Origin of the sequence: Peribacillus simplex (genome assembly GCF_900156045.1) — a bacterium.
Lineage (GTDB): Bacteria > Bacillota > Bacilli > Bacillales > DSM-1321 > Peribacillus > Peribacillus simplex_D.
Genome location: NZ_FTMX01000004.1, coordinates 240,457 through 265,630 on the forward strand (window position 1 = coordinate 240,457; position 25,174 = coordinate 265,630).

Here is a 25,174-nt window from a genome sequence, read left to right on the forward strand (position 1 = left end):
GTTATGGAGTTGGTGTGGTCATGCAGGTACTACAAAAAACACAAACGATAGTTCGCTATCAGCAACATAACGGAAAAATATATTACGGAATTGTTGAAGATGATGAAATTCTACAATTGTCTAGTGACTTTATTGAAGTTGTAAACAATGAACTAAAATATGATGGATCAAGAGTTAAATATAGTGATGTGAAGATTTTGGAGCCAGTAGTACCCTCAAAAGTCGTTAATTTTGGATGGACATATGTTGAACACGCAAAAGAGACTGGGGGGATGGCAAATCTGAAAGAACCGTTCCTGTTTTTAAAACCTACATCTTCGGTGATTCCAGATCAGGGGGAAATCATTCTTCCCTCTAGTGAACTAACCAAGCAGGTGGAGATGGAGGGGGAAGTGGCACTCGTTATTGGTAAACGCGGCAAAAATATAAAAGAAGAAGAAGCATTGGATTATGTTTTTGGCTGTACTATATTTAATGATGTGACTGCAAGAGATCTTACAAAAACTGATCCCCAGTTTACGCGCGGCAAAGGTTTTGATACCTTTGGCCCGTTGGGTCCGAGTATTGTAAAAGGTGTAGATCCTACTAATTTACGAATCGTTACAACTTTAAACGGCAAAGTCGTACAAGAGGGTAATACTAATCAGATGTCCCTTTCAATTCCTTTCCTTATCAGTTGGATTTCACAGGTTATGACACTAGAACCAGGTGATGTTTTGGCTACTGGTTCGCCTTCTGGAAGTTGTCCAATGAAGTCGGGAGATATTGTAGTTGTTGAAGTAGAGCAGATTGGTAAGCTTTGTAACTTTGTAAAATAGAAATATTATACTGAAAACTAATGGATGTTAATTCAACACTTGGTTAGTTTATATTAATAAGCATCATATCATAACTGATTGATCAATATTAAACACGACTGTCTAATAAAGAAAGGCTGTAGTTGATTTCTTTGAAATCTCTACAGCCTTTCTTTATTAATAATAATAGATTCTTACATCATGGAAAAGTCTCCTTATTTACCGTTTCTCTTCTGGTAACGGAGGCAAAGATCGAAGAGCCTCTAGAATTTCGTTGCGTGCTCTATAGCGATGAGACTGCAACATAGTTCGTACAGCTTCAGGCTCTCCTGCTCGCATGACTGCTAAAATCGCCTTATGTTCAATCACTGAACGTGTTGGCTTTGGTCGAAGCCCAATTGTGTATAAGCGTGCGCGATAGAGTTGGTCAGACTGACTGTCAACAATCCCTCTAAGGCGTGGGTTTTCGGCTAAATCAACAATGTAATTATGAAATTGTTCATCAAGGTCTGTCCATGCAAGTAGATCGTTAAGTTCTAGTGCCTTTTCTTGTTCTTCAATCAAATGCTCAAGTTGGGTTAACTCTTCGTGAGTAGCACGACCGGTAGCGAGTCTGCCTGCAACACCATCCAGCGCTTCCACCACTTCATAAATCTGTTGAAGATCATCTGCTACAAGTGGCGCAACAATAAAACCACGTCGCGGTATGAGCCGTACCCATCCTTCCGTTTCCAAACGGACAAGTGATTCACGTACAGGCGTCCTGCTCATGCCCAGGATTTCTGTCATCTCCCTCTCTAGCACAGTCTGTCCAGGCGGTAATTGAAGGTGGCGAATCGCATGGCGAATAGCTAGATAAGCACGTTGTGGCAATCGTGACTCTCCATTTATATCTAATTTAGATAAAAATGAACGAACAACTAGAGAAATGTCAGACTGATCTAGTCTTTTAACATTAGAATCAGGTGTTTGAGGTGTTTTTTGATTATTCATTTCATTATCACTCATCCCGACAAATATCAAATTTTATGTAACACTATAACCAAATACTGTTGAGTAGGTATGATTAACAAGGTTATATTATGACTTTACAAGTAAAATCATAACAGAAAAACAATCACTCCCTCAATTGGTAAAATAGAAAAAAGATAATCTGGGTATAGGCCATAAGTGATAATGAAAGAAAATTCCACCTCAAATCAAAATATAACCCGTACAGGTACACATATAAATTGCTTTAGAACATATCACCTTTATATATCAAACGTAATGTTTTGCTCGGTTGACGATTCACAGGTAGAAAGTGGTCAAACTTTATTTCACATCAAAATAACCACTGGATATGATCCTGAAGAGTGGAATGAAAAATCCAGTTTAGCTACTGCTAAAATTGAGTATTCATTTCTTCTAATTATGCGTAAAATTTTAAGTTTTACGCATAATTGGACATAGGAATGAATGTTTGGTTAAATGAGAAACCATTTGTACTTACATTCTTAAATGAAGATGAAAAGGGGAGTAACTGACTTTTACACATAGTTTGAAATTTAACTAGTTAACATAATTGTAATTATCGACATTGAAAGGGATCTTCAAACGAAGATCCCTTTATGTTTCTTGTTAAATTAAACAATAGAATTATTTTCTTTTGTTCTTTAAAAGTTTAAAAATTTGATAGAACAAAAAACCAATAAGATATAATCCAATTTCATATATATCGCTACAATATTGAACATCTTGTGGAGTAAAGATAAAACTTAGGCTTACATTCTTCTTGCGACCAGTTAGCAAGAAACTCATGTCCTATGTTTTTTTGAAATCATCTTTGCACCAGAACCACAATTAAAACCTCCACCGCGGTTTGGTGGGAGTTCAGGCATTCCGAACGTGTTTAGTTTGTTAAATGTTGTTAGATTATTTCAGAAAGTGATAAAAGTAAAAGCGGGAAACCCTGAATAATCAATGTTTTTCCCGCTTTTTATCATTTTATATTTGATTTACATATAATCATAAACAGAGTCATCAAAATAGAGCCAGTGATAATATTCAATCTGTGAATCTGTCATCTTGGAAATCTCTTTCTCATTGAATTTTTGTTGCTCAATTAATTTCTGCAATTTGGAATTTCTTTCTACTTGGCTCATTTTAAATCCTCCTTATAGTATGAGAAGTAACGAAGTATTTAAATATTGAAAACGCTTTCTTTTTTCTTATTTTGATTATATATCTCAATGTGAGATTAAACAAATATCATTTATAGATGATTTTTCAGGAAATAATATAGAAATGATATTTATCTATTTACTTTGAAGCAGTAAAAGAGGCAAGGTCGAATTGCCTAAGCCTGTGTTTTGTTAAGGATTATGGATTTGATTCAATAAGTTGGACACAAAAAAGTGGGGATTATGCTGCTTTTCGAGTTTGACCATCGAAAGCTTAAGGAGTCAGCGCAATTCATTCACACACTCTCTCAAGGTGAAAAAAGAAAAGTAATGATTGCAAGGACCCTCATGTCTTCACCGCAATTATTAATCTTAGATGAGCCCTGCAATGGACTGGATAGTTACTCTAAAGAAGAGCTGTTAGCATCTATTGAAGAGATGATTGCTGCACCGAACGGCCCAACCATTTTATATGTTACACATCATATTGAAGAAATTGTACCATCTATAACCCATGCTATGTTAATCAATTCGGGGAACGTTATGGGTAAGGGAGAAAAAAGGGACGTTTTAACCGAATCATTATTAGAAAAGACCTTTCGTGTCCCAGTCAAAGTAGAATGGGAGAATGAGCGTCCCTGGATCCGAATTAAATCCCTGTTATTAACTGAAAAAAAATAAACCTAGTATGTTGAAGAGTAAAGTAAAGCAGTCGTATTGGTAAAACTACAAGATGGATATAGATTGCTTTCCATTGCAGGGCCTAATTAAATAATTTAATTTAGTGAGTCATAATCATACTCGTTAGGACATCTTCATTTATCCCAATATGTAGAATGGTAGGTGTCACTATAAGAGAGTACTATACTTGGCATTGTTCCTTGTCCCTTTTAAAAAAAATGATTTTGAAAGTTCACTGGAAGAGGAGGCGAACCAGGCATGTCCAACTTGCCTGAGGATCAACGTCTTAAGAGGGTGTTTTTTTTATAAAAGACATTGATTTGGATAAAGGACCAGTTTGTCCGTACTTATATCAATGAGCGTTTTGTAGAACGGTTGAAAAAAGAAATGGAACTTGGTAAGTAAGTCATGGAAGGACATTCTTTACATTAACATCATGAATGATAAAAATATTTACAAGCACTAATCCAACAGATCCACATAATATCAGTAAATACTTCAGTTTTCCAATCTTATTTCATGGTTTCAATTATGGTACTTTACCTGACAACAAAGTTGTATCAAAAAACTATCTAGCCGAAAAATGCCAGAAAGTCCTTGCAAATAAGTATACAAGGACTTTTATCATTTACATAAAAGAAATAGCACCACTAATTATAGCTAATACTGTTAAGATTAACGATGTCAAGATGGCCCATTTGTATGCGAATTTCTGATATTCTCCAAGGTCTTTATCAACCATACCAACTAATAGAATGGTTGATGCAACAAGCGGACTCATTAAATGAGCGGGTTGTCCCAATATAGAAGCCCGAGCAATTTCTAACGGACTAATACTATAGGCTGAAGCTGCTTCTGCAAGAATAGGGAGAACTCCAAAATAATAGGCATCATTCGATAAAACGAAAGTGAATGGCATACTTGTAATGCCAACAATAACAGGAAAAAACTGTCCTAATGAAGCAGGTATTATCGCAACCAGTCCATTAGCAATAGCATCAACCATTTTTGTACCGGAAAAGATTCCTGCAAATACTCCTGCCGCAAAAACTAATAGGACAACAATTAATGCGTTTCCAGAGTGCGCTAAGATACGTCTTTTTTGCATTTCCAGATTGGGATAGTTAATCATTAAAGCAATAGCGAATCCGACCAAAAATAAAATGGGGGAAGGTACTAATCCCATAATAAGGAGAACCATAATGCCTACCACAATTAATAAGTTAACCCACAAAAAATGAGGACGTTTAATGTCAATATGAGGATATGTTTCAGTGGCTTCATTTTCTACAGTAGCAGCTATTTCATTTTTAAACTCTTCTATGTGTATTACACCAAGTCGTTTACGTTCTTTTTTCCCTAAAATAAATGCGACGAAAATAACCCAAAGGGCACCACCAATCATGGTAGGAATAAGTGGAACAAAAAATTCGGATGCATCAAGTCCCAATACTGCTATTGCTCGGGTAGCAGGTCCACCCCAGGGAGTCATGCCACTCATTACACTTAAAGCTAGCATGGCTACTGTGGCTAAAACTAATGGATTCATACCGATTCGTTTATAAAGTGGATACATAGCTGAGACAGTAATGATATACGTTGTTGTACCGTCTCCATCTAGGGCCACGAGTAAAGCAAGAATTGTGGTACCCATCGAAATTTTGACAGGATCCCCCTTGACAACTTCTAATAACTTTTTGATAAGTGGGTCAAATAAGCCCGTGTCTATCATAATACCAAAAAACAATATGGCGAATAATAATAGAGCTGCAGAAGGAGCGACTAGCTTAATGCCATCCATCATCATAGTGCCAATTTTACTTCCAAAACCACCAACTCCTGCAAAAATGATCGGTACTAAAGTTAAAGCAACAATGGGTGATAAACGTTTGGACATAATTAAATAGGTAAAAACGGTAACCATGGAGATGCCTAAAATTGTAAGAAACATTATTAAATCCCCTCCCAAATTTTGAATGCGCTTTCAAATGATCTCTGGATGACTAAGAATTAGTTTTGTGACTCTTCAGAAAAATTAACTGGTAGATTAATAAGTTTTACACTATGCTTATGCGCTTTTCTTTATTAAAGGTAATACAGGGAGAACAATAAGTTAAATACATATTTTTTTTGTATTGGTATCAAAATAATTTATTCTTAAAAAAAGATTAGGGAGGATAGCAAAGAAAGCCAAGGGATAAGTGATACAATAAAGAAATTTTTTAAAATTTGATGCTATTTTTAGTATTTAAAAAGAAGGTCATCATCTAAATATTGTGGATGATGACCTTCTTTTCTTTATAAATCAGACTTTTTCAGTGTTCTTGAGCAAAGCTCTCCCTTTTTTTATTTAACATTTAGTTTTAACGTTACTGTTCTTGTCTTTTTTTCTTAAACTTAATTTTAATACCAATCTTAGTAATGGAGGCACTGCGGCATAAATAAAAGCCATCCGAAATAGTTGATAGCTGGAAACAGTAGATACATCAGCATTTACTTCTTGTGCAATGATTCCCATTTGATCCATTCCACCAGGGGCTAAACTTAAAAAACCCGTAATAGTTGATAAATCATAATACTGGGTCAGTAGAAAACTAAAAAACATTGTTGCGCAAATCAAAATCAGTCCATTCATCAAAGCCAAAAATAAGGTTTTTCTTTTGTTGTCAAGTTGTTCCGGTTTTAATAGTAAACCGATATAACCGCCAACCATAAATTGAGATATATCAAGAAGTGAAGGAGGAAGTGGGGGTCCCTGCAAACCAAAAAGGCCAATTGCTGCAGCAACGATTACTGGTCCTAAAAAGTAAGGAGCTGGTAATCTGATTATTTTACCTATTCTTGCTGCGAGGAAACAAATAAGCGCGAACAGAAAGATAAGAGGAAATAAATCACTCCACTCTGGAATAACGTTATCCATTATTTTAGATGAGTCATTGGTACTTTTCGCTGCAAAAATAGGACTGAAAATTAAAAGGGGAACTAAGAAAACAACCATTATCACTCTTGTAACATGGAAAAAGGTTACTGTCGTAATATCAATACCTTTCATTTCTTCTGCAAACACAACAATTTGTGACAAACCTCCAGGAATACTACTCGTTAAGGAGGTAGGATAGTCAACGCCGGAGTATTTTGACATAAAAAAAGCCGAACATACACACACAAGGACAATTAAGGTTGTAAGGATCAACATTGAGGGAAGGTGTCTAATCATGTCAGACAGTGAGCTCTTGGTAAAAGAGATGCCAATTGAATAACCTACAATAATCAATCCAGTATTTCTCATCGAAACGGGCCAAATTAATTTAACGTTTTTGAAACGTGATGCAATTAATAGGGCTGCCATTGGACCTAGAAGCCAGGGGATTGGCAACTTGATAAGAGAGAAAAGGCCGCCTCCAATAAAAGCAGTTAGAAGTGCAGCAGAAAATTGGATTGTCTTGCTTGCATTATTTAAATCCCACTTTTTCATATTAATTCTCTTCCTTTGTCCGATTTTTATTTCTATTGTTTAGAAGCATTAAGAAAATCAATAAATGCTTTTACTTGTGCTAAATCCATAGTCACATCCCGATAAAAAACCCAAGTTTCTCTAAGCAAATAGCTATTATCGCTTAATACAATGGGGAAAGTATACAGTGGTTCATCATTTTTAATACAGATTTCTGGTAAGATGGCATATCCTAAACCATTAAGAACCAGTTCTTTACATGTTTCAATCCGATCTACCTCCATTGAAATCTTAGGTGGTAACGCAAATGTTTCCTGCCACCAGTTTTCAATAGTATTCCTTAACGATTGGTCTGTCTGATAATTAACTCTAGGAAGAAAAGGAAGTTCTTTTAAATCAATTTTTTTACTGGAGGCAATACAAATCTTTTCTTCTTGAAATAACACTTTATTTTCCTGCCATTTGTAAGGGCCTCTAACTATCCCGAGGTGTGCTTCTTCTTTTTGAAGCATTTGATGAATTTGAGAACTCCATCCAGTTTTCAAACTAATTTCAACCTCTGGATACAGAGTTAGAAATTCTTTTAATAATACTGGTAGTTTATAACGGGCAAACAAGCCAGATACACCCAATCGCAAAGTTCCTTTCACTTTTTTATCCAAATTTGAAATGTGTTCTTTTGCAGCTCCTAATTGCTTACGCATATTTTTCGAATATTGAACGAGGTATTCCCCTTCAACTGTAAACTCGACACCTCTTTTGCCTCTAGAGATTAAATTTGTTTTGAACTCTTTTTCCAGCTGTTTTATACGATAGGATAAAGCTGGCTGAGAAATAAATAGTCGTTGTGCCGCCTTTGTTATATTTCTTTCTTCGTAAAGAGTAATTAAAATAAGCCAGTCTTTTTCATCCATAAAATTTTTCTCCTTTAACCATAAAAAATATTTATGGGTAATTATAAATAATAATAATTTATTTGATTTCTAAAAGTATAATACAACTAATCAATAAAAGAAATCTATCTTTTTATGTAAAGCAATAGACTCACTCTAGTTCGCGTTTCCTGCATTTTTCATAAAATTTTTTTATGGCAATGAATAAAAAAACAATATTATTTTTATTCATTATTTTCACTTATTATTTACATGAAGAGTTATCACTACTTAACAGGAGGGGTAAAAATGGCAAATACACAAAATTATGATGTAGTTGTAGTAGGGGCAGGAAACGCAGCTTTATGTGCGGCAATCTCAGCAAAAGAGGGCGGTGCTAGAGTTCTTGTATTAGAACGAGGACCAATGGAAAAGCGTGGAGGAAACTCTTTCTTCACAGATGGAGCCATACGTGTTGCCTACAATAATTTAGACGCAATCAGAAAAGTAATACCTGAATTAACAGACGCAGAAGCCGAGTTAATTGTTATGCCTGAATACGCTGAATCTGATTATTTAGATGATTTAATGCGAGTAACAGGTGGACAGAGTAATCCTGAATTAGCAGAACAGCTGGTTACTAAATCGTATGAAACAATAGCGTGGATGCGTGATCAGGGAATAAAATTTGAATTGAATTATGAAAATCAATCTTTCGTACAAGATGGCAAGCGCAATTTCTGGGGAGGACTGCCAATCAAAACGGAAGATAAAGGCGTTGGCTTAATGAGACAGCTCTTTGCGCGGACAGAAGAAATTGGCATTGACGTTTGGTACGATTCACGTGCTGTGGAGCTTGTATCAGAGAATAACACAATATCCGGTGTCGTTGTTGAGAAGGATCATACAATGGTAACAGTTCAGACATCCGGTGTGATTTTGGCTTGTGGCGGCTTTGAAGCCAATAAGCAAATGAGATGTGAAAATATTGGTGAAGAATGGGAAGCGGCAATTGTTCGTGGAACCGAATTCAACACAGGAGACGGCATTTCCATGGCTATGGCAGTCGGGGCTCAAAAATTTGGGCAGTGGTCTGGATGTCATTCGATTGGGACAGATTATAACGCGCCAAAAGTAGGAGACTTCACGAAGCCGGGAGATATTTTTAAAAAGCATTCTTATCCGTACAGCGTCATGCTAAATAATGAAGGGAAACGTTTTGTTGATGAAGGAGCAGATTTGCGAAATTACACCTATGCCAAATACGGCCGTGAGGTATTAAAACAGCCAGGACATGTGGCATATCAAATTTATGATGCACAGGTACGCCCGATGCTGCGTAAAGAATATGACCTTGAAGAAGCGACTATTTATAAAGCAGATACACTTGAAGAGTTGGCTAGTTTACTGCCGGTCAATCAAAAACAATTCCTTAAAACGATCGAAGAATATAACAGTGCCGTACAAGATGGCGAGTATAGACCCGCAGAGAAAGATGGCAAAGGAACGAAAGGAATTACCCCTCCCAAATCCAACTGGGCACTTCGAATTGAGCAAGGGCCATTCTATGCTTTTCCTGTAACGTGCGGAATCACCTTCTCGTTCGGTGGTTTGCATGTAGATGTTACGGGTCATGTGTTAAACAAAGAAGAACAACCGATAAAAGGTCTATTTGCGGCTGGTGAAATGATTGGGGGGATTTTTTATGAAAACTATCCTGGTGGATCCGGGTTAATGTCTGGAGCAGTCTTTGGAAAATTAGCTGGTTCATCCGCAGCCCACTATATTCAAGAAAAGGTTGAAGCGATCAATAATCATTGAGTTTGCTCCTTGCATAGTTAATTAGATAAGAATTTTTCCAAAAGTTCTAGGGATACATTAAATAGAAGAATGAAAAACAGCCAAGGCTTAAAATAGTTCTTGGCTGTTTGGTACTTCAAATATTAAAAGTCTTTATGCATTGACTAAAACTCATATCATATAGGGATATGAGTTTTAGAAAATAGCTTTAAGCGTCCGGATGGCCAGGCAATAAATAATCGGTTTGTTTGTGGATATTTACCTCTATAACAAGGATGATAGATAACAATTAGTTTTCTTTTTGTTTAAATACCCTAGTAACCATGAAATTCTGGATTCAGTATCTATATCCTAAATTGTATAAGTGTGAGCGCTCCCTCCCGGAAATTTTTCAACTATTCTCAATCCTATTTTATAATTGAATTTTGTAGGCATCGGTTAGTTGGAGATACATTAGAGTCTGGGCTCAATTGAAAACTCACTTATACAAAACAAGGATCATTGAAGTAAACTATTTCGGAAAGAATTTTAGTGCCATTCATATTTATGAATAGTTCTTTCGCTTCTTTTTCTGTGTCAAATTCAAAAATTTTAATATTTCCTTTTAAAAAGACAGTGATGACCCACATTGCAAAGCCTCCAAATGATAGATAATTTTTTTGCGTAATTTGCAAAATCAATTCAAATCAAGCTAATTGATAGGTAAGCTCGTAATTATTTTTCGTGTACACGTATCCCTCTAAAATGATTCTCGCTGTGCGTACCACTTTAATAGCGCGAATGTGTCCTGCCAGAAAATCAACTTTTGTTTCCATTATCCCCGCCGGGTGGGCTAATCGAAAAATTTCCTGTTTGATGTCCACCATATCCGATAAAATCGTTTCCTGTAAGTAAGCTCCTGCAGTTGCACAGATTGCTCCTGTAATAGCAAGCGCTTGATGGGGCTTTTGCATCGACATCATTCTGATCATCAAATCCATCTCTGACGCTTTTCTTTCCGTTCCGTTTAGGTCGACGTAATCCATAGGAGGAGCAATTAGGGTCATTTTAGGCACAGCAGGAGATTGGACAGTTGCTGATTTCTTATCGGAAAATTGACACATTTCAGCTGCAATTGACCGGATTTCTTCTAGTTCATTTAATTTTTCCGGTGAATATTCAGTGGGCAATTCGCTCCCGTTTAGACCAATATCCTGTGCCCTTACAAAAACAAGTGGATTAGCAACATCAATAATTGAAACTTGAATCAGTCGATCCTTCGTTTTAATCATGTCAATTGGATTTCCTGTAGGGAATAGTTTTCCTGTAACTGCTCCTTCAGCACGAGTAAAAGAAAGATAGATAGGTGATCCTTTACCAGGCACGCCTGGAATTGAGCAGCTGCCTTCTGTTTTCACTTGTCCATTTTCAACCTCTACTTCTGCAATAATCAATTTTTGCGTATTTGTGTTAAAAATTTTCACCGTTGTAACAGGTTCTTTTGCCGGAACTAATCCGTGCTCAATTGCGTAAGGTCCTACAGCAGATGAAATATTACCACAATTCCCTTTAAAATCAACCATTTGATTATCGATGCTGATCTGCGCAAATGTATATTCCACATCGAATTCTGTTGAATCCGATTTTTTGATAATCGCAGCTTTACTTGTCAATGAATTCGCTCCTCCAAGACCATCAATCTGTCTCCGATCCGGACTGCCCATCACGTCAAGTAAGAAACCTTCCCAGTGTGAGCGATTCGAAGGCATATGTTCAAAGTTAAGGAACACACCTTTACTTGTCCCGCCGCGCATTACAACTACTGGTACTTTCATTGTATAACCACCTTTTCTCAAGACAATATTTATAGCACTACCGGTTCCATTGAGAATATAGTATGATGAGTTCTGTAATAAGTAAAATACATATTTTTTTAATAAAAATGATAAAAAAACTTATAATCTAAATGTGGGAGATGGTTAAGTGGACGAAAAAGATTGGATTGCGATAAGGATACTATATGAAGAAAAAAACATTAGCCGTGCCGCAGAGCGTTTATATATATCGCAGCCGGCGTTAACGTACCGGCTTAAAAATTTAGAAAAAGAATTTAGCACGAACTTATTTTTCAAAATAAAAGGAGGCATTGAGTTTACTTCCGAAGGGATACATTTAGCGGGATATGCGGAAGAAATGGTGAAAAAGTTGCAAAAAACGAAAGATTATATGCTGAATATGAAAAATGAGGTAAGAGGAACTTTAAGGCTTGGCGTTTCCAGCAACTTTGCCCAATATAAACTACCAGAAATATTGAAAAAGTTTTCAACACAATATCCTCATGTACAATTTAATGTGAATACAGGCTGGAGTACAGAAATCATGCATCTTCTGGATTCCTCTAGTGTTCAATTAGGCATTCTGCGTGGAAACTATGAATGGTATGGAATCAAATCGTTACTGCATAAAGAAAGACTTTGTTTAATCTCTAAAAAAGAGGTAGACTTGGATGATTTGCCACAACTTCCATTCATAAATTATAAAACAGACAGTTCTTTAAAAAACTTAATAAATGGCTGGTGGCATGATAGATTCCCGGAGCCACCATTTGTAACTATGGAAACAGATCGGCAGGAGACGTGCAAAGAAATGGTCAAAAATGATCTTGGTGTTTCTATTTTGCCGGAAATATGCCTGCAGCCTTCAGATAACTTGCATACATACGGGTTATCTTACAAAAATGGGAAGCCAGTCTTAAGAAATACATGGTTAATGTATAACCAGGATTCTTTAAAACTATCTACTGTGAAAAACTTTATTGATTTCTTGAATAAAAATTCCAATCTTTAATGAAAAAGCACAATGAAATTTATTGACAATTTCATTGTGCTTTTTCGATTTCCTAATTAATATAAAATGGATTATAAGTTTTTTTTTCGAAAAAGTAAAAAAAATATGTATTTCACTTATTTCAAGAAATGAACTATTCTAAAAATAGAAACCAAATCAACAGGGAACCAGAAAATATTATATAATGTTTTTTAACTATTCAAACTTTTTATCTGATTTGTAAGCGGTTTCTTTAATAGGAGGGGATTCATATTCTTACGTTACTTGGAATTTCAATGGTCGTTGTCTTTACTTATTTAATCATGTCTAAACGGTTATCACCTGTTAATTCTCTTGTGGTCATTCCAATTATCTTTGCATTAATTGGCGGATTTGGTCCAGAGCTCGGAGATATGATGCTCGATGGAATAAAGGTTGTCGCACCTTCAGCCGCTTTGCTATTGTTCGCTATTTTGTTTTTCGGAGTTCTGATTGACGCTGGATTATTTGATCCACTTATTAAAACTATGTTAAAAATCGTAAAAGGGGATCCGGTTAAAATAGCGATAGGAACAGCAGTAATCGCAATGACCGTTGCCTTAGATGGGGATGGTACCACGACTCATATGATTACGATTTCCGCTATGCTGCCTCTTTACTTACGACTTGGTATGAATCCACTTATTCTTGCCACTATTTCTATGCTGGCTGTCAGTATTATGAGTGGTATGACTCCTTGGGGAGGACCTGCAACAAGAGCAATAGCATCTTTAGGTCTCGATGCAAATGAATTCTTTGTACCGATTATCCCAACACTATTCGCAGGTATTGCAGCTATTCTTTTTACCGCTTATGTACTTGGGAAAAAAGAGCGCAAAAGGCTTGGTGTTGTACATATCAAAGCTGCACCTGAAATGAAAGGAGCTCTTGCTGAAGCAGCGGTAGCTTCCGCCATACAAGACGATTTAAAGCGCCCTAAATTAATATGGGTCAATCTTTTGTTGACGCTCACGGTCATGTTCATTCTTGTAATGGGCTTCGTACCGGTACCTGTGTTGTTTTTAATCGGATTTGTGCTTGCTTCGATCATTAACTACCCTAACTTAGAACAGCAAAAAGAGCGAATCGTGTCACATGCAGGAAACGCTATAACCGTCGTCACATTAGTATTTGCGGCTGGTATTTTCACAGGGATCTTTTCCGGAACGAAAATGGTAGACGCCATTGCAAATTCATTAGTGGCCATCATTCCGGATTCTTTAGGCTCTTTTTTACCGATGGTCGTTGCGTTCACAAGCATGCCATTTACGTTCGTTTTATCCAATGATGCTTACTACTTTGGTGTTTTGCCAATTCTTGCCGAAGCAGGAGAAGCTTATGGGGTGAGTCCTCTAGAAATTGCCAGAGCTTCCGTACTGGGCCAGCCTGTACATTTCTTAAGTCCACTCGTGGCATCGACTCTTTTATTAGTAGGGATGGTAAAGACAGATATCGGGGAACTACAGCGGTATGCATTTAAATGGGCTCTAATTTGTTCATTAGTCCTTATCATTGTTGCCATCTTGACAGGGGCTATCATTTAAGTAAAATGTTATCTAAAAAATTCTTCGAACTTAAACAAAGTAGGGCTGTGCCAAAACCAATTATTATTAGTGGTTTTGGCACAGCCCATTCTTTTATTTAATTCCAGTAGTCTCGCCGCTAGCTTGAGTAATTATTTTTACGATTGTTTTCGCAAGGTTCATAACCGTGTATAGACGAGTATCATTTAAAAATTGCATGGTTGGCAGCGGATCTATATAATTGACCATTCCTGTAATATGATAATCTCCCACTTCCGGCAATACTTTTTTTAAAGCTTTCCCTGGGACAAGTGGTCCATCCTTCAAGAAAACATGACCGACCTGGTTTTGATTCCCTAAACAAGCATCAACACTAAAAATAAGAGGCTTTTTGAATTGTTTTTTAATTATTTTCAACGTGTCTTTTAAATTAAATGCATGAACGGGATTTTCCAAAGTACCGTAAACACGATAAGGCACCGTTTGTTCTTTAAGCATTGTCCCGACTAAAGGGCCTAAAGAATCCCCAACTGATCGGTCTGAACCAATGCACAGAAAGATTACATCTTCATTTTGACATCCAGAAGATTGAATAATCTCTTTGACTTTTGATGCTAAGCAGTTTATTTCTTCGCCTTTTGGTTCCACAGAACAAATTGCTCCTCTTCTTGTAAATTAGACTCATCTTAATTCCCCTTTGTTCTATTATACGAACAAAAAGGACATCATGCATGTAAATATATGCATATGCTTGAGGTTAAAGGTTTTTATCCAATATTTTAATTTTGGAGGAACTTTTTAAATATACTTCTCTGTGATTATCTGGTCTTCTTCAAATTCTCACCTGGCGTGTCAGTATTGCTTTTGAAATACCGGGTAACAACATCTGAATATCATTAATCATCTTGTTCTTTTAGACATCTTCATCTAAAGTAAATGGATATATGATATAGAGGTGAAGAGATGGCATTTAGGCTATTACGGTATTTTATTTTTTTTCTTGGTTTAACTTTCTTTGGATTAGGGAATGCGATTGCGGTAAATGTTCAATCCTTGGGGCTGCACCCATGGGAAGTTTTGAACGTTGCCCTGTTCCAGCGGTTCGGGTTCACGATTGGGACGTGGAGTGTCATGTGTGGATTAGTACTTGTGGTGATCACCTTTGTAGTCGATAGGAAGTATATTAGTATTGGTACCTTTCTAAATGCTTTATCAATAGGACCAATCATGGATTTTTTCTTACATCTCAACATTCTTCCTCATGAAACGGATCAATTATGGTTGAATCTACTCATCTTGTTGATGGGTATCATCATATCCGGCATTGGCGGAGGAATTTATGTGGCTGCGGGAATCGGGGCAGGTCCTCGAGATGGTTTCATGCTTTCCGTTTCGGAAAAAACCGGGTTATCGGTCAGCCGGGCAAGAATCGTTGTCGAGAGCCTCATCTTGATATTCGGGTTCACCCTTGGAGGTCCAGTGTTTATTATGACGTTTGCATATACCTTTATTCAAAGCCCAATCTTTCAGTTTTCCATGAAGCTAATGCGTTCCTTTATCGCTAGTTTGGAGCGGAAGCAAAAGGGACAATTTGAGCTTCCATTATAAATTGGAAGGTGGATTCAAAAATGATACAGATATTGATGCACGAATATTTGCTGAGATGATTATCGAAAAACTCAACTATTCTTATGAAGATTTTAAAAGGGAGGGGTTTTGATAAAAGAGTTAGTTTTTCTTTTATTATGATTGGCAGGGGAAGATAAAATGCCCAGTATCACCTTCTTTACTGGTGATACCGGGCGGTACTTTTTTTATTTAGTAGTTGTTAAATAGGATTCCCCTAGAATTTCCTTCACTTGATAACGATCTGGTGAAAGCTCTTTATCAATGAAAGAGTTAACATCTGTTTTTTCAACATCGTACATTACTTCAATTTCCTTAGAAAATAGAAGTTTTTCTTTTTCAAGCAAGGTGGAAAGGGAAGGTTGTTGTTTTGGTTGCAGTTCTTCTGTATTTAGAACTTGTCTTAATCCGTCAACATAGTATTCAAAGGGACGACCACCGACAATTTTTACGCCTTTATTTTCCTCATTGATTATGATAATAGTAGGAAAACCTCTGGCACCCAAGCTTCTAGCTAGACCAAAATCTTCATTCAATAATTGTTGTCCGATGAGTTGCTCAGCCTCATTTACAATGGCTTCTCCATCAAGTCCAAGTTTATTTACGATTTCAATCATAACGGATAAATCTGAAATATTATGATTAAATGCGAAAAGTGCTTCTCTTGCACGGCGCAAATATTCAAATGCAATTGCATCATTATGATTTTTTTGAATTACTTTAAATACACGAGAAGGTGGGTAGGAGGATTGGACTGGGTTATCAATCATTAAAGTCCCATCAATTGGCATTCTTGAATATTCACCAACTTCTCTCCAGTGACCAGCAACGTCAGCCGGTTTATAAATTCCGTTTGCAGGATCGATTGGTCCGTCATGCCATTTTTCCAGTAAGCCTCCCATAACCGTATGGAAGTTAAAATAATCACCATACTGCTCGACAAAACGACGAAGAACCGGTTCAATTGCCCAGCAATGAGAACAGATAGGATCGGTCACATAATAAAGATTAATTGACTTCTTTGGTTGATTAAAGTCAATAACCTCCATTTCCTCACTGTCAGCCACTCCGCATACACCTGTTTCTAAATCACAAATCATATTATTATTGTTCTTCAATTCATTTCCCTCATCTCTATTCAATACTTTAATTACATACATAAAGGAAAGCGAGGAAAAGAAGTTATGTTCTTTTCCCACACTTTTGATCATTTCTTGAAATTATTTTCTAATTGTTCATGAAATGGTGCAGGCCTAGAGGTTGACATTTTTTCAAAATCCGTAAAGTGACATAGTGCCGGTTGTGTACGTACTGTTTACTTTTCAAAGAGGCAATATAATATTTGCTTTACAATTGAATTTTAAGTCATAATGATAAGCATCAACACCAATAGTTCTGTGGATTTGTCGTTTATACAACATATTTAAGAAATTGTTGAAAAAATAGGAGTGACAACAAAATGACGCAATCAAAGACGGACCCTCGAGTTCTACGTACCCGCAAATTAATTATGGATTCCTTCATTAAACTTTCAGAAGGAAAGGAATTTAAGGATATTACGATAAAGGATATAACGTCAGAGGCCATGATTAATCGTGCAACCTTTTATTATCATTTTGAAGACATATACGACTTATTAGAGAAGGTATTATCAGAAGTATTATTAGTTAATTTGGATTATGATATTTACCAAAATGACGTACTGACTGAAGAAGCTTTCGCTAGTATCTTTAAAGCTATTACAAATTTTCAAAAGTCATTATCCAATCGTTGTCATAGAGGATACAAAGATACCATTGCCCGTATTATTAGGGAACAGCTCGAAATCATTTTTTACAAAATGTTGTTAAAACAAAATACAACTGAAGAGGATGAATCTCTAAAAATTACTGCTGTCATGTTAAGTTGGGGAATTTACGGAGCATCTGTGGAATGGAGAAGGAATAGTAAGGTACCTCCAGAAGAATTTATCAAATTAGTCATTCCTTCTATAATGTATGGGATTGATTTTGAAACTGAAAATTAACAGGTATATAAGTTGACAATTAAAATAGGTTGATTCAATATACATGCTATAGCATGTATTTATTGATATCCATAAATCCACAATGGAAGATTTAGTAATATGCTTAGCCCTATCTTATATCTTAATTAATAGAGGTGATATATGGATTTACAAGATTTAATTGGGTATCTTATTCATCGTACGGATGTAAAAATGACCAATTATTTTACCAAGAGGTTAAAACCATATGAAGTTACCCCAGAACAATGGGGCATTATTAGTGTTCTTTGCAGCCAAAAAGGCACTACTCAAAAAGAGTTGGCAGAAGCCATTGATAAAGATCAAACTACTATCGTAAGAATGATACAGTCAATGGAAAAAAAAGGGGTTGTAATGAAGTCATTTAATGACCAAGACAGGCGTTCACATTACCTTTTCTTAACTGAAAAAGGTGACGATATAAAACAAACTATCCTGCCTGTGGTTAAAGATGCTCATCATTTCGTTACGAGTAATTTAAGCGAGGAAGAGATCCAGCAATTAAAATCGTTATTAAACAAATTATATGATACACGCTACTAATACTTGTTCCTTATGGATGCTATGCAATTATAAGGAACAAAGTCAATTTTTCGCATTATATATGCTATAGCATGTATTTTTCGCTTGTGTCATATATAGTTGGTAGCGTCAATAATTTTAATTACAAAAGCTAAATGAAGGAGTAGATAGAGGATGCTGAATGGAAAAGTAGCAATTATAACAGGAGCAAGTCGAGGGATTGGAGCTGCTACAGCCAAATTATTTGCTCAGTATGGGGCTAAGGTAGTTGTAAACTATGCCAATAATATGGGTGCTGCAGAGGAAGTAGTAGAATTCATCCGTGAAAATGGTGGACAATCCATTGCGGTTCAAGCAGATGTTAGAAATCAAGAAGATATGAATTCTCTAGTAAATCAAACTATTTCACATTTCGGAAAAGTAGATATTCTGGTAAACAACGCAGCCATTCACTTTGCTATGAAACCCTTCTTTGACATGGAATGGGATGAATTCAGGCCCAAAATTGAAGAGGAAGTGAAAGCAGCTTTCGTTTCAACAAAATCAGTATTACCGATTATGAAAGAACAGAAATACGGGAAGTTAGTTTTCATTTCAAGTGGTTTAAGCCACCAGCCTATGCATGGCTTTATTGCACATGGAACAGCAAAGGCAGCAATTAATTCCTTTGTACGGTATCTGGCTCAAGAATTAGGACCATATAATATTACAGCTAATACAATATCACCTGGTATGGTCGAAACAGATGCCACTAAACATACTCCTGCAGAAGAAAAAGAAAAAGCAGCCATGTTTACTCCATTAGGAAGAATTGCAAACCCTGAGGATATTGCTCGTGCTGCCTTATTTTTTGCAAGTGATCAAAGTGCCTTTATGACAGGAACTTATGTCCCGGTATCCGGTGGCATGGAAATGAATTCATGAATTTATAAAAAATCAAATCTAATTTGAGATGTTTACGGAAGTTTTAGTCAGGAGAAAAATAATATTAGCCTTTGATAGAGAGCTTGTGATTGCAGAGAAAACAAGATTACTTGTCGTTTTGAGACGGATTTTTTTTGCGCCATTAACTTCTGATGATTTATCTTATGTTAACTAGATTTGTATAGAGTATACAGTGTTCCCTTTTTATGTAATGTGTCCAATCTATATTTTAAATACTTCATACTATAATTATAGATCCTCTTATTCATAGGAGATATTTATTCTTTAGATCGGGTCAATTGTATGAAGGGTGAACTATGATAATGGGATATACAAAATGGTAATTTGTTATCAATATAGACGAATACTTTACTTTTTATTTGCTTTTCATATATTGATAGAAAACTTAATAGAAAAAGATGATATTACTGTAACTTGTTACTATGATTTTTGTTGTAAGAAGAAACACTATGGTTATGTTAAAACTTTATTTTAATTAGAGGGAGTGTAAAGATGTCTAAAAATTTAGCTATTGATTTATATTTAGAATTACTTAAAAAAACAATTTTGTATGAGATATGGCTTGAACATGAAGGTGTTGACCCTGATATTCGTCGACAAGGTCTTGATTGTCCAGCAATTGCACATAGTATGATTGGAAGACTTCGTATGGAAAATATACAACAATGTATGACATCTGTATTGGAGGAAAACATTGAAGGTGATTTTATAGAAACAGGTGTATGGCGAGGTGGAGCTTGTATCTTTATGAGAGGTTTCTTGAAGGTCCATGGAGTGAATGATCGTAAAGTATGGGTCGCTGATTCATTCGAGGGTTTGCCAGTACCAAACATTGAACAATACCCTCAAGACAAGGGAGACCCTCATCATACATTTGATTTTCTACGTGTATCACTCGATGAAGTACGGGGAAATTTTCAAAAGTATGACTTACTTGATGAGCAGGTCCATTTTTTAAAAGGATGGTTTAAAGATACGTTACCTACTGCTCCCATTGAAAAGATCGCTGTTGCAAGACTTGATGGAGATATGTATTCCTCAACTATGGAAAGTTTGAGAAACATTTATCCAAAAGTCTCTATAGGTGGATACATTATTATTGATGATTACGGCTGCTTACCAAATTGTGCAGCTGCAGTAACAGATTTTAGAAAAGAATTTGAAATAGATGAACCGCTTATAAAAATTGATAACACAGATTTAACTGGTGTATATTGGAGGAAAATGAAATAACTGACTCAACAAGGGAGTGCTTTTTTGCATGCCAATTTCCATAGTTTACAAAAGACAACTAGGAATGTAATAAGATTGTTTAACTAACGATAGTTGAAGAAGAAGCCGATTTCCTTATCTAAAGAAGAATCGTTTTTTCGCTACCTCCTGGCTTTATGTAAACTGGAAATGTATATCATATACAATTATATTATTTTGATAATAAACATCATATTTCCCACACTCTAATAATTAGGAAAGTTAGCCAAAAGAAGCATAAAAAAAGTGAATCCCTTGTTACTAATGGGATTCGCTTTTTTCAGTATTAACATTTTTATCGTTAATACATGATTTTTAACATAGTTGGCACATCAAAGTTTTCCTCTGCCAACAGTTCAGGGAACTACGCTACTTTAAATAAAACTCGCTAAATTTTCCTGAAATTGGCTCTAACCCAATCAATTAAAATAAAATTTAATAAAATAAAAGGATAAATTAAAAGGAGTTGTTATGATGGCAAACATTGTAAGTATTGGGACAAGTGTCCCTGCCCCTCCGGTGAGTGGTTCTCTTGATAGAGAGGTTACTACAACACCAATTTCTCTTGCATTATTTGGTTTAGTTATTCCAGAAGGTGACAATAGGGTATTATTACATGCTACAGTAGGAGTTACATCTGCCTTATTAGCCCCAGTATTAATATTTAACATATTTAGAGGTGACCAAGTAATTTTTTCTAGTAGAGAAGAAGTACTATTATCAGCAGGACAAGAACAAACGGTTTCACTTCACGCAATTGATACGAATGTTCCTGCTACAATCAACGAAGCATATTTGTTAACTGTTCAACTAGAAAGTGATCTATCCGCTGCAGATGTTACTGGACCAGTTACTTTTTCAGGAATATCATATTCATATCCATAAAATTATACAATCACTCCAAAGCTCTAACGCATAGTTTACCGACCTGCCTCTCCCAGCCATAGAATCAATATTGACGGTTCTAATCCATTTTCATTCTCTGTGGTGCAGGGACGAGTTTGCACTGCATGAATGACAAATGAGTGGGGGTAGTTGAATAAGAGATTGCATAAACCCCTACTTTTTTATGTAGTTCCCGGACTTCTTTAGAAGCCAAAAACGTTGATAAATCAATAATATATAAAATCTATGCATAATCGATAAAAAATGAAAGAAAGCCAAACCCAGATGTATCAAGGGTTTGGCTTTTTTGCTAACTTCTTGAAATTGACTTTATGTATACTGAATCATCAAAATGACAAAGACTATAGGCTCTTCCTTTTTCTATAGTTTTACGTTAGAGCGTAAAGACTCATGTTATTCGGTAGCAATTGTTGGATAATTAACCATAATTAAATATGGACGAAAAAAAGAACTCCAACGTGTCTAAGTGGTGGTGTAACACCCTTAAACATTTCCCCTAATTGCCCTAGGGAAAACACTTGTCGAAGTCCTTTGTTACTAATAAAGTTATATCACTTGTTTTAATGTTTATTGCTTTCAGTTTCAAGGGAAAAATATTGTTTCTTTCTATTTAGACACAATAAAAAAGATGCTGTTTCCCTTAATTTTTATCGGGATCAGTGTCTTTTTTAATGTCCTCTAAGGAGGAAATGCTATTTTAGTAGCAGGCAGAATTCTGATTTGCTGAATTTCTATTGGCTATCCAGCAAAGCCCCAACTTCCTCATTTATGATAATCGTCTTCCGTACCTTTGTGCCTTTTTCTAAAGTTATCTTTGATACAAGTCATTACTATGTCTATCTTGCTGGTCGTTAAGCACATATCCTCTTATTAAATCTAAGAATCGCTCTTTCTTCTGGTGTGAATTCCGTGTGAATCGAACTAACCCAAACCTATTTGAAGACGGAGGACACCGAATTTACTATGTAGGTATAAGTAGAGCTACGAACAGATTATTTATAGTAACACCAAAATTATCTAAAGAAACCGAGAAATAGTTAAATCAAAATTCCAATTAATATAATGGGAGCCATGAAAAGATCTCCAATTGACGAGTGTTCGGTAGGTAAGGTAACTAGCGTTCGGGGTAATGGATAAGTTAACTGAGGCATCATAAGAATTCAGTTTATATGAAGATTACATAACGTTTAGCGAGAATAGTAGAGAAAGGAGTTCATCAAACGATATCCACTTGATTCATTGAAGCGGCTGTAATGCTTCCAATTTGTCATATATAGAGGCGGCAATGGTCTTTACTGTATGGTGTGTCTACGAAAAAGAAGGAATTAACTTAGAGGGGACGGTCTGGAGACCGAATACAAGACTGTCGAGGTCTTCTCGACAGCCTAAGATTTAGTAAATGAATAGCTTTTAGCTTTATTTCATCTTGTAATTATTACCAAGGTTGACTTGTTGGTCCAATTGTAAACTCATTAATGTTCGTATCATCTGGCTGATCAATCGCGAATGCCACAACATTGGCAACTCGATCAGATGTAATACCGTATTGTTTGTACAAAGCAGTCATACCTTCTGAAGTATCCTTATCCGTAATCGTATCCAACAATTCCGTGTTGATTGCTGCTGGATAAATAGTTGCTGTGCGGATGTTAGTACCTTCTTGGGCAGATTCCATACGCAGAACCTCCATTAAATCACGAACAGCCCACTTTGTTGCGCCATAAACCGCACCTCCTGGATAAGCTTTAATCCCAGCTACTGATGAAGTGGTGATGATATGTCCAGAATTTTGCGATGTAAATGTTGGCAATACTGCCGCGATACCATTCAACACACCTTTAATATTAACATCAACCATGCTATTCCACTCGTCAGTTTTTAATTCAGAAAGGGGTGAGTTAGGCATTATTCCAGCGTTCAAGAAGATTACATCTACGCCACCAAAAGTGTCTTTAGCTAGTTGAACAAGTTGCTGACTATCATCTGGATTAACAACATCTGTGACGCGATAAGCAGCTTGTCCACCAGCTTTTTGAATTTCCTCGGTCAATGCTTTTAATTTGTCTTCGCGACGAGCGCCTAAAACAATTTTAGCACCTTTACTCGCCAATAATTTTGCAGTTGCTTCTCCAATTCCAGATGAAGCTCCAGTGATTATAACTACTTTGTTTTCAATTGCCATCTTTATTCCTCCTTTGTGTACATGGTGAGTTTACCCCTTAGAGTTAACTCTAACGCAAGAGGAAATTTTAATATTGTTAGAAATTAGTTTAATTGTTTGTAAAAAAGAAGAACCAGAATATCTTATTTTCTAAAAAAGAATTTCGATTTTTTTATTGCACTAACGTATTTGGTTGTGCAAGTAAATATCACAAAGAAGCAAGGCTTCCGTTAAGTTAGCAGTTGCCGGATTAGGGCGTATTGATGGTCAATATCACTGTAATCCATAGTGGCTACTTCGAGGAGTAGATTATAATAAATAATTCATTATATTTTTACGCGATTTTCCTATATATCTGATAAAGAACTTGGAAATTTCCCCTGAATTTCTTTTAAAAACAGTTCAGCAGCAGCGGAAAAAACCTGATGCTTTTTCCAAACAATGTTTAAGCCAGATTCAAGTCTTGGTTCTAGCGGTCTAAAACAAAGGTTACTATCACTAGACGTATTTACTATTTTATCAAGGGTTAGTGCATAACCAATACCCTCTTCAACCATGATCGCAGCATTATAGGCAAGATTGTATGTAGTCACGACGTTTAATTTATCAAAATTTCCACCAAACCAATCTGCAAATTCATTTTTAGACAATGTTTGTTTCATAGCCTGCCGTGAACAGATTAGCGGAACATTTAATAAATCCACTGCTTGAATGGTATCTTTGAAAGCAAGAGGGCTATCTTTCCTCATAACAACACCCCAAACATCTTTGGTTGGGATATTGACATAATTGTATTTGGATAAATCCGCCGGTTGAATTAATATACCAAAATCAAGCAATCCCTTGTCAAGCCGTTCATTCACATCATCTGAATTTCCACTGTACAGGTGATACCGGATATTTGGATAACTCAATTGTAAATTTTTCACTACCCGTGCAATCTGTCTCATGGCGTCAGTTTCCCCACCACCTATATATACGTCACCACTTATTGTTTCTTCCATAGAACTAAATTCTACACCTAATTTTTCGACCATATCAACGATTTCTTCTGCTCTCTTTCGGAGGAGCATCCCTTCATCTGTGAGTATGATACTGTGACTACTGCGAATAAATAGTTTTTTTCCTAACTCTTGTTCAAGATCTTTTATTTGTCTTGACAAGGTGGGCTGTGTCACATGCAAAACATTAGCTGCAGCTGTTATGCTTCCTTCTCTTGCAACAGTAAGAAAATACCTCAAAACTCTAAATTCCATTTATCACACCTCTTCTTTACTATTTTTAGTATATATATATTAGAAATGCTTAACAAGCATATCTCATTATAAGATATAAGCATTTGTTATGAACAAAAGGCACAGCTAGAATGAATTACACAAAGTAAAAAATAGTAAGAAAGGATGTTATCTACTATGTCTACTATTAAGATAAAGTTGTTGTGATTACGGGTGCATCAATTGGAATTGGTAAGGCAACCACTAAGAAATTTGCAGAAGAAGGAGCAAAAATAATCAGTGCCGCTCGTCGTGGAGAATCTTCAGCTTACTATCGGTATAAATGCAAAGTGATATAGCGTATGCAATCCC

22 protein-coding genes and 1 pseudogene are annotated in these 25,174 nt (G+C 36.0%); 12 read left to right on the top strand and 11 right to left on the bottom strand.

Annotated elements, in window-relative coordinates:
* The first annotated feature begins 20 nt into the window (after positions 1–20).
* Complete coding sequence (locus tag BW986_RS15455; RefSeq protein WP_081395645.1) at positions 21–818, top strand: fumarylacetoacetate hydrolase family protein; 798 nt, start codon at positions 21–23, stop codon at positions 816–818.
* Between the two features lie 198 nt (positions 819–1,016).
* Here BW986_RS15455 and BW986_RS15460 read toward each other — a convergent pair whose 3' ends face one another.
* Positions 1,017–1,790 carry a GntR family transcriptional regulator gene (locus tag BW986_RS15460; protein ID WP_076368761.1) on the bottom strand — a complete coding sequence of 258 codons (774 nt, stop codon included), beginning with the start codon at positions 1,788–1,790 and terminating at the stop codon, positions 1,017–1,019.
* 1,004 nt (positions 1,791–2,794) lie between these two features.
* Complete coding sequence (locus BW986_RS29630) at positions 2,795–2,941, bottom strand: BH0509 family protein (protein WP_142244631.1); 147 nt, start codon at positions 2,939–2,941, stop codon at positions 2,795–2,797.
* Between the two features lie 261 nt (positions 2,942–3,202).
* Here BW986_RS29630 and BW986_RS15465 point away from each other — a divergent pair, with 261 nt between their 5' ends.
* Positions 3,203–3,640, top strand: a complete 438-nt coding sequence (locus tag BW986_RS15465) for an ATP-binding cassette domain-containing protein (RefSeq protein WP_081395646.1) — start codon at positions 3,203–3,205, stop codon at positions 3,638–3,640.
* A gap of 628 nt (positions 3,641–4,268) precedes the next feature.
* Here BW986_RS15465 and BW986_RS15470 read toward each other — a convergent pair.
* The 3 genes from BW986_RS15470 to BW986_RS15480 form a co-directional block, all read right to left on the bottom strand.
* The gene (locus BW986_RS15470; protein ID WP_076368762.1) at positions 4,269–5,591 is read right to left on the bottom strand and encodes a CitMHS family transporter; all 1,323 of its coding nucleotides are present in this window, start codon (positions 5,589–5,591) and stop codon (positions 4,269–4,271) included.
* A gap of 399 nt (positions 5,592–5,990) precedes the next feature.
* Positions 5,991–7,115: an AbrB family transcriptional regulator gene (locus BW986_RS15475; protein ID WP_076368763.1), complete on the bottom strand. Its 1,125-nt coding sequence runs from the start codon at positions 7,113–7,115 to the stop codon at positions 5,991–5,993.
* A gap of 32 nt (positions 7,116–7,147) precedes the next feature.
* On the bottom strand, positions 7,148–8,008 hold the full coding sequence (locus BW986_RS15480) for a LysR family transcriptional regulator (protein ID WP_076368764.1): 861 nt from the start codon (positions 8,006–8,008) through the stop codon (positions 7,148–7,150).
* A gap of 267 nt (positions 8,009–8,275) precedes the next feature.
* Here BW986_RS15480 and tcuA point away from each other — a divergent pair, with 267 nt between their 5' ends.
* Positions 8,276–9,787 carry an FAD-dependent tricarballylate dehydrogenase TcuA gene (tcuA, locus tag BW986_RS15485; RefSeq protein ID WP_076368765.1) on the top strand — a complete coding sequence of 504 codons (1,512 nt, stop codon included), beginning with the start codon at positions 8,276–8,278 and terminating at the stop codon, positions 9,785–9,787.
* A 461-nt stretch (positions 9,788–10,248) separates the two neighbouring features.
* Here the strand turns inward: tcuA and BW986_RS30265 are convergent, their stop codons facing one another.
* Positions 10,249–10,395 (bottom strand): hypothetical protein, encoded by a 147-nt coding sequence (locus tag BW986_RS30265; RefSeq protein ID WP_179086084.1) that lies wholly within the window; start codon positions 10,393–10,395, stop codon positions 10,249–10,251.
* 57 nt (positions 10,396–10,452) lie between these two features.
* Positions 10,453–11,580 (bottom strand): 2-methylaconitate cis-trans isomerase PrpF family protein, encoded by a 1,128-nt coding sequence (locus tag BW986_RS15490; protein ID WP_076368766.1) that lies wholly within the window; start codon positions 11,578–11,580, stop codon positions 10,453–10,455.
* Between the two features lie 148 nt (positions 11,581–11,728).
* On the opposite strand from BW986_RS15490, the gene BW986_RS15495 reads away from it, so the two are divergent.
* Together BW986_RS15495 and BW986_RS15500 are read left to right on the top strand one after the other, a co-directional pair.
* Entirely contained in the window at positions 11,729–12,592 is an 864-nt protein-coding gene (locus BW986_RS15495; protein ID WP_076368767.1) for a LysR family transcriptional regulator, read from the top strand.
* Positions 12,593–12,843: 251 nt separating this feature from the next.
* Positions 12,844–14,154 carry a CitMHS family transporter gene (locus tag BW986_RS15500; protein WP_076368768.1) on the top strand — a complete coding sequence of 437 codons (1,311 nt, stop codon included), beginning with the start codon at positions 12,844–12,846 and terminating at the stop codon, positions 14,152–14,154.
* Between the two features lie 93 nt (positions 14,155–14,247).
* On the opposite strand, the gene yyaC is transcribed toward BW986_RS15500, so the two are convergent.
* Positions 14,248–14,781 (bottom strand): spore protease YyaC, encoded by a 534-nt coding sequence (yyaC, locus tag BW986_RS15505; protein ID WP_081395647.1) that lies wholly within the window; start codon positions 14,779–14,781, stop codon positions 14,248–14,250.
* Positions 14,782–15,096: 315 nt separating this feature from the next.
* On the opposite strand from yyaC, the gene BW986_RS15510 reads away from it, so the two are divergent.
* Complete coding sequence (locus tag BW986_RS15510) at positions 15,097–15,741, top strand: YczE/YyaS/YitT family protein (RefSeq protein WP_076368770.1); 645 nt, start codon at positions 15,097–15,099, stop codon at positions 15,739–15,741.
* 206 nt (positions 15,742–15,947) lie between these two features.
* Here BW986_RS15510 and BW986_RS15515 read toward each other — a convergent pair whose 3' ends face one another.
* The gene (locus BW986_RS15515; RefSeq protein WP_179086101.1) at positions 15,948–16,859 is read right to left on the bottom strand and encodes a DsbA family protein; all 912 of its coding nucleotides are present in this window, start codon (positions 16,857–16,859) and stop codon (positions 15,948–15,950) included.
* Between the two features lie 359 nt (positions 16,860–17,218).
* On the opposite strand from BW986_RS15515, the gene BW986_RS15520 reads away from it, so the two are divergent.
* The 5 genes from BW986_RS15520 to BW986_RS15540 all read left to right on the top strand — a co-directional run bounded on the left by BW986_RS15520 (position 17,219) and on the right by BW986_RS15540 (position 21,406).
* Positions 17,219–17,785, top strand: coding sequence for a TetR/AcrR family transcriptional regulator (locus BW986_RS15520; RefSeq protein WP_076368771.1), 567 nt, complete (start codon positions 17,219–17,221; stop codon positions 17,783–17,785).
* Between the two features lie 141 nt (positions 17,786–17,926).
* Positions 17,927–18,346 (top strand): MarR family winged helix-turn-helix transcriptional regulator, encoded by a 420-nt coding sequence (locus tag BW986_RS15525; protein WP_076368772.1) that lies wholly within the window; start codon positions 17,927–17,929, stop codon positions 18,344–18,346.
* Between the two features lie 153 nt (positions 18,347–18,499).
* Positions 18,500–19,249 carry an SDR family NAD(P)-dependent oxidoreductase gene (locus BW986_RS15530; protein ID WP_076368773.1) on the top strand — a complete coding sequence of 250 codons (750 nt, stop codon included), beginning with the start codon at positions 18,500–18,502 and terminating at the stop codon, positions 19,247–19,249.
* Between the two features lie 513 nt (positions 19,250–19,762).
* Complete coding sequence (locus tag BW986_RS15535; RefSeq protein ID WP_076368774.1) at positions 19,763–20,503, top strand: TylF/MycF family methyltransferase; 741 nt, start codon at positions 19,763–19,765, stop codon at positions 20,501–20,503.
* 489 nt (positions 20,504–20,992) lie between these two features.
* Positions 20,993–21,406 (top strand): hypothetical protein, encoded by a 414-nt coding sequence (locus tag BW986_RS15540; protein WP_179086085.1) that lies wholly within the window; start codon positions 20,993–20,995, stop codon positions 21,404–21,406.
* A 1,456-nt stretch (positions 21,407–22,862) separates the two neighbouring features.
* Here BW986_RS15540 and BW986_RS15545 read toward each other — a convergent pair.
* Positions 22,863–23,609, bottom strand: coding sequence for an SDR family oxidoreductase (locus BW986_RS15545; protein WP_076368776.1), 747 nt, complete (start codon positions 23,607–23,609; stop codon positions 22,863–22,865).
* Positions 23,610–23,935: 326 nt separating this feature from the next.
* Complete coding sequence (locus BW986_RS15550; protein WP_076368777.1) at positions 23,936–24,844, bottom strand: LysR family transcriptional regulator; 909 nt, start codon at positions 24,842–24,844, stop codon at positions 23,936–23,938.
* Between the two features lie 182 nt (positions 24,845–25,026).
* Here BW986_RS15550 and BW986_RS15555 point away from each other — a divergent pair.
* A pseudogene (locus BW986_RS15555) lies at positions 25,027–25,122 on the top strand (SDR family NAD(P)-dependent oxidoreductase); the annotation flags it as partial.
* Positions 25,123–25,174 lie beyond the last annotated feature (52 nt).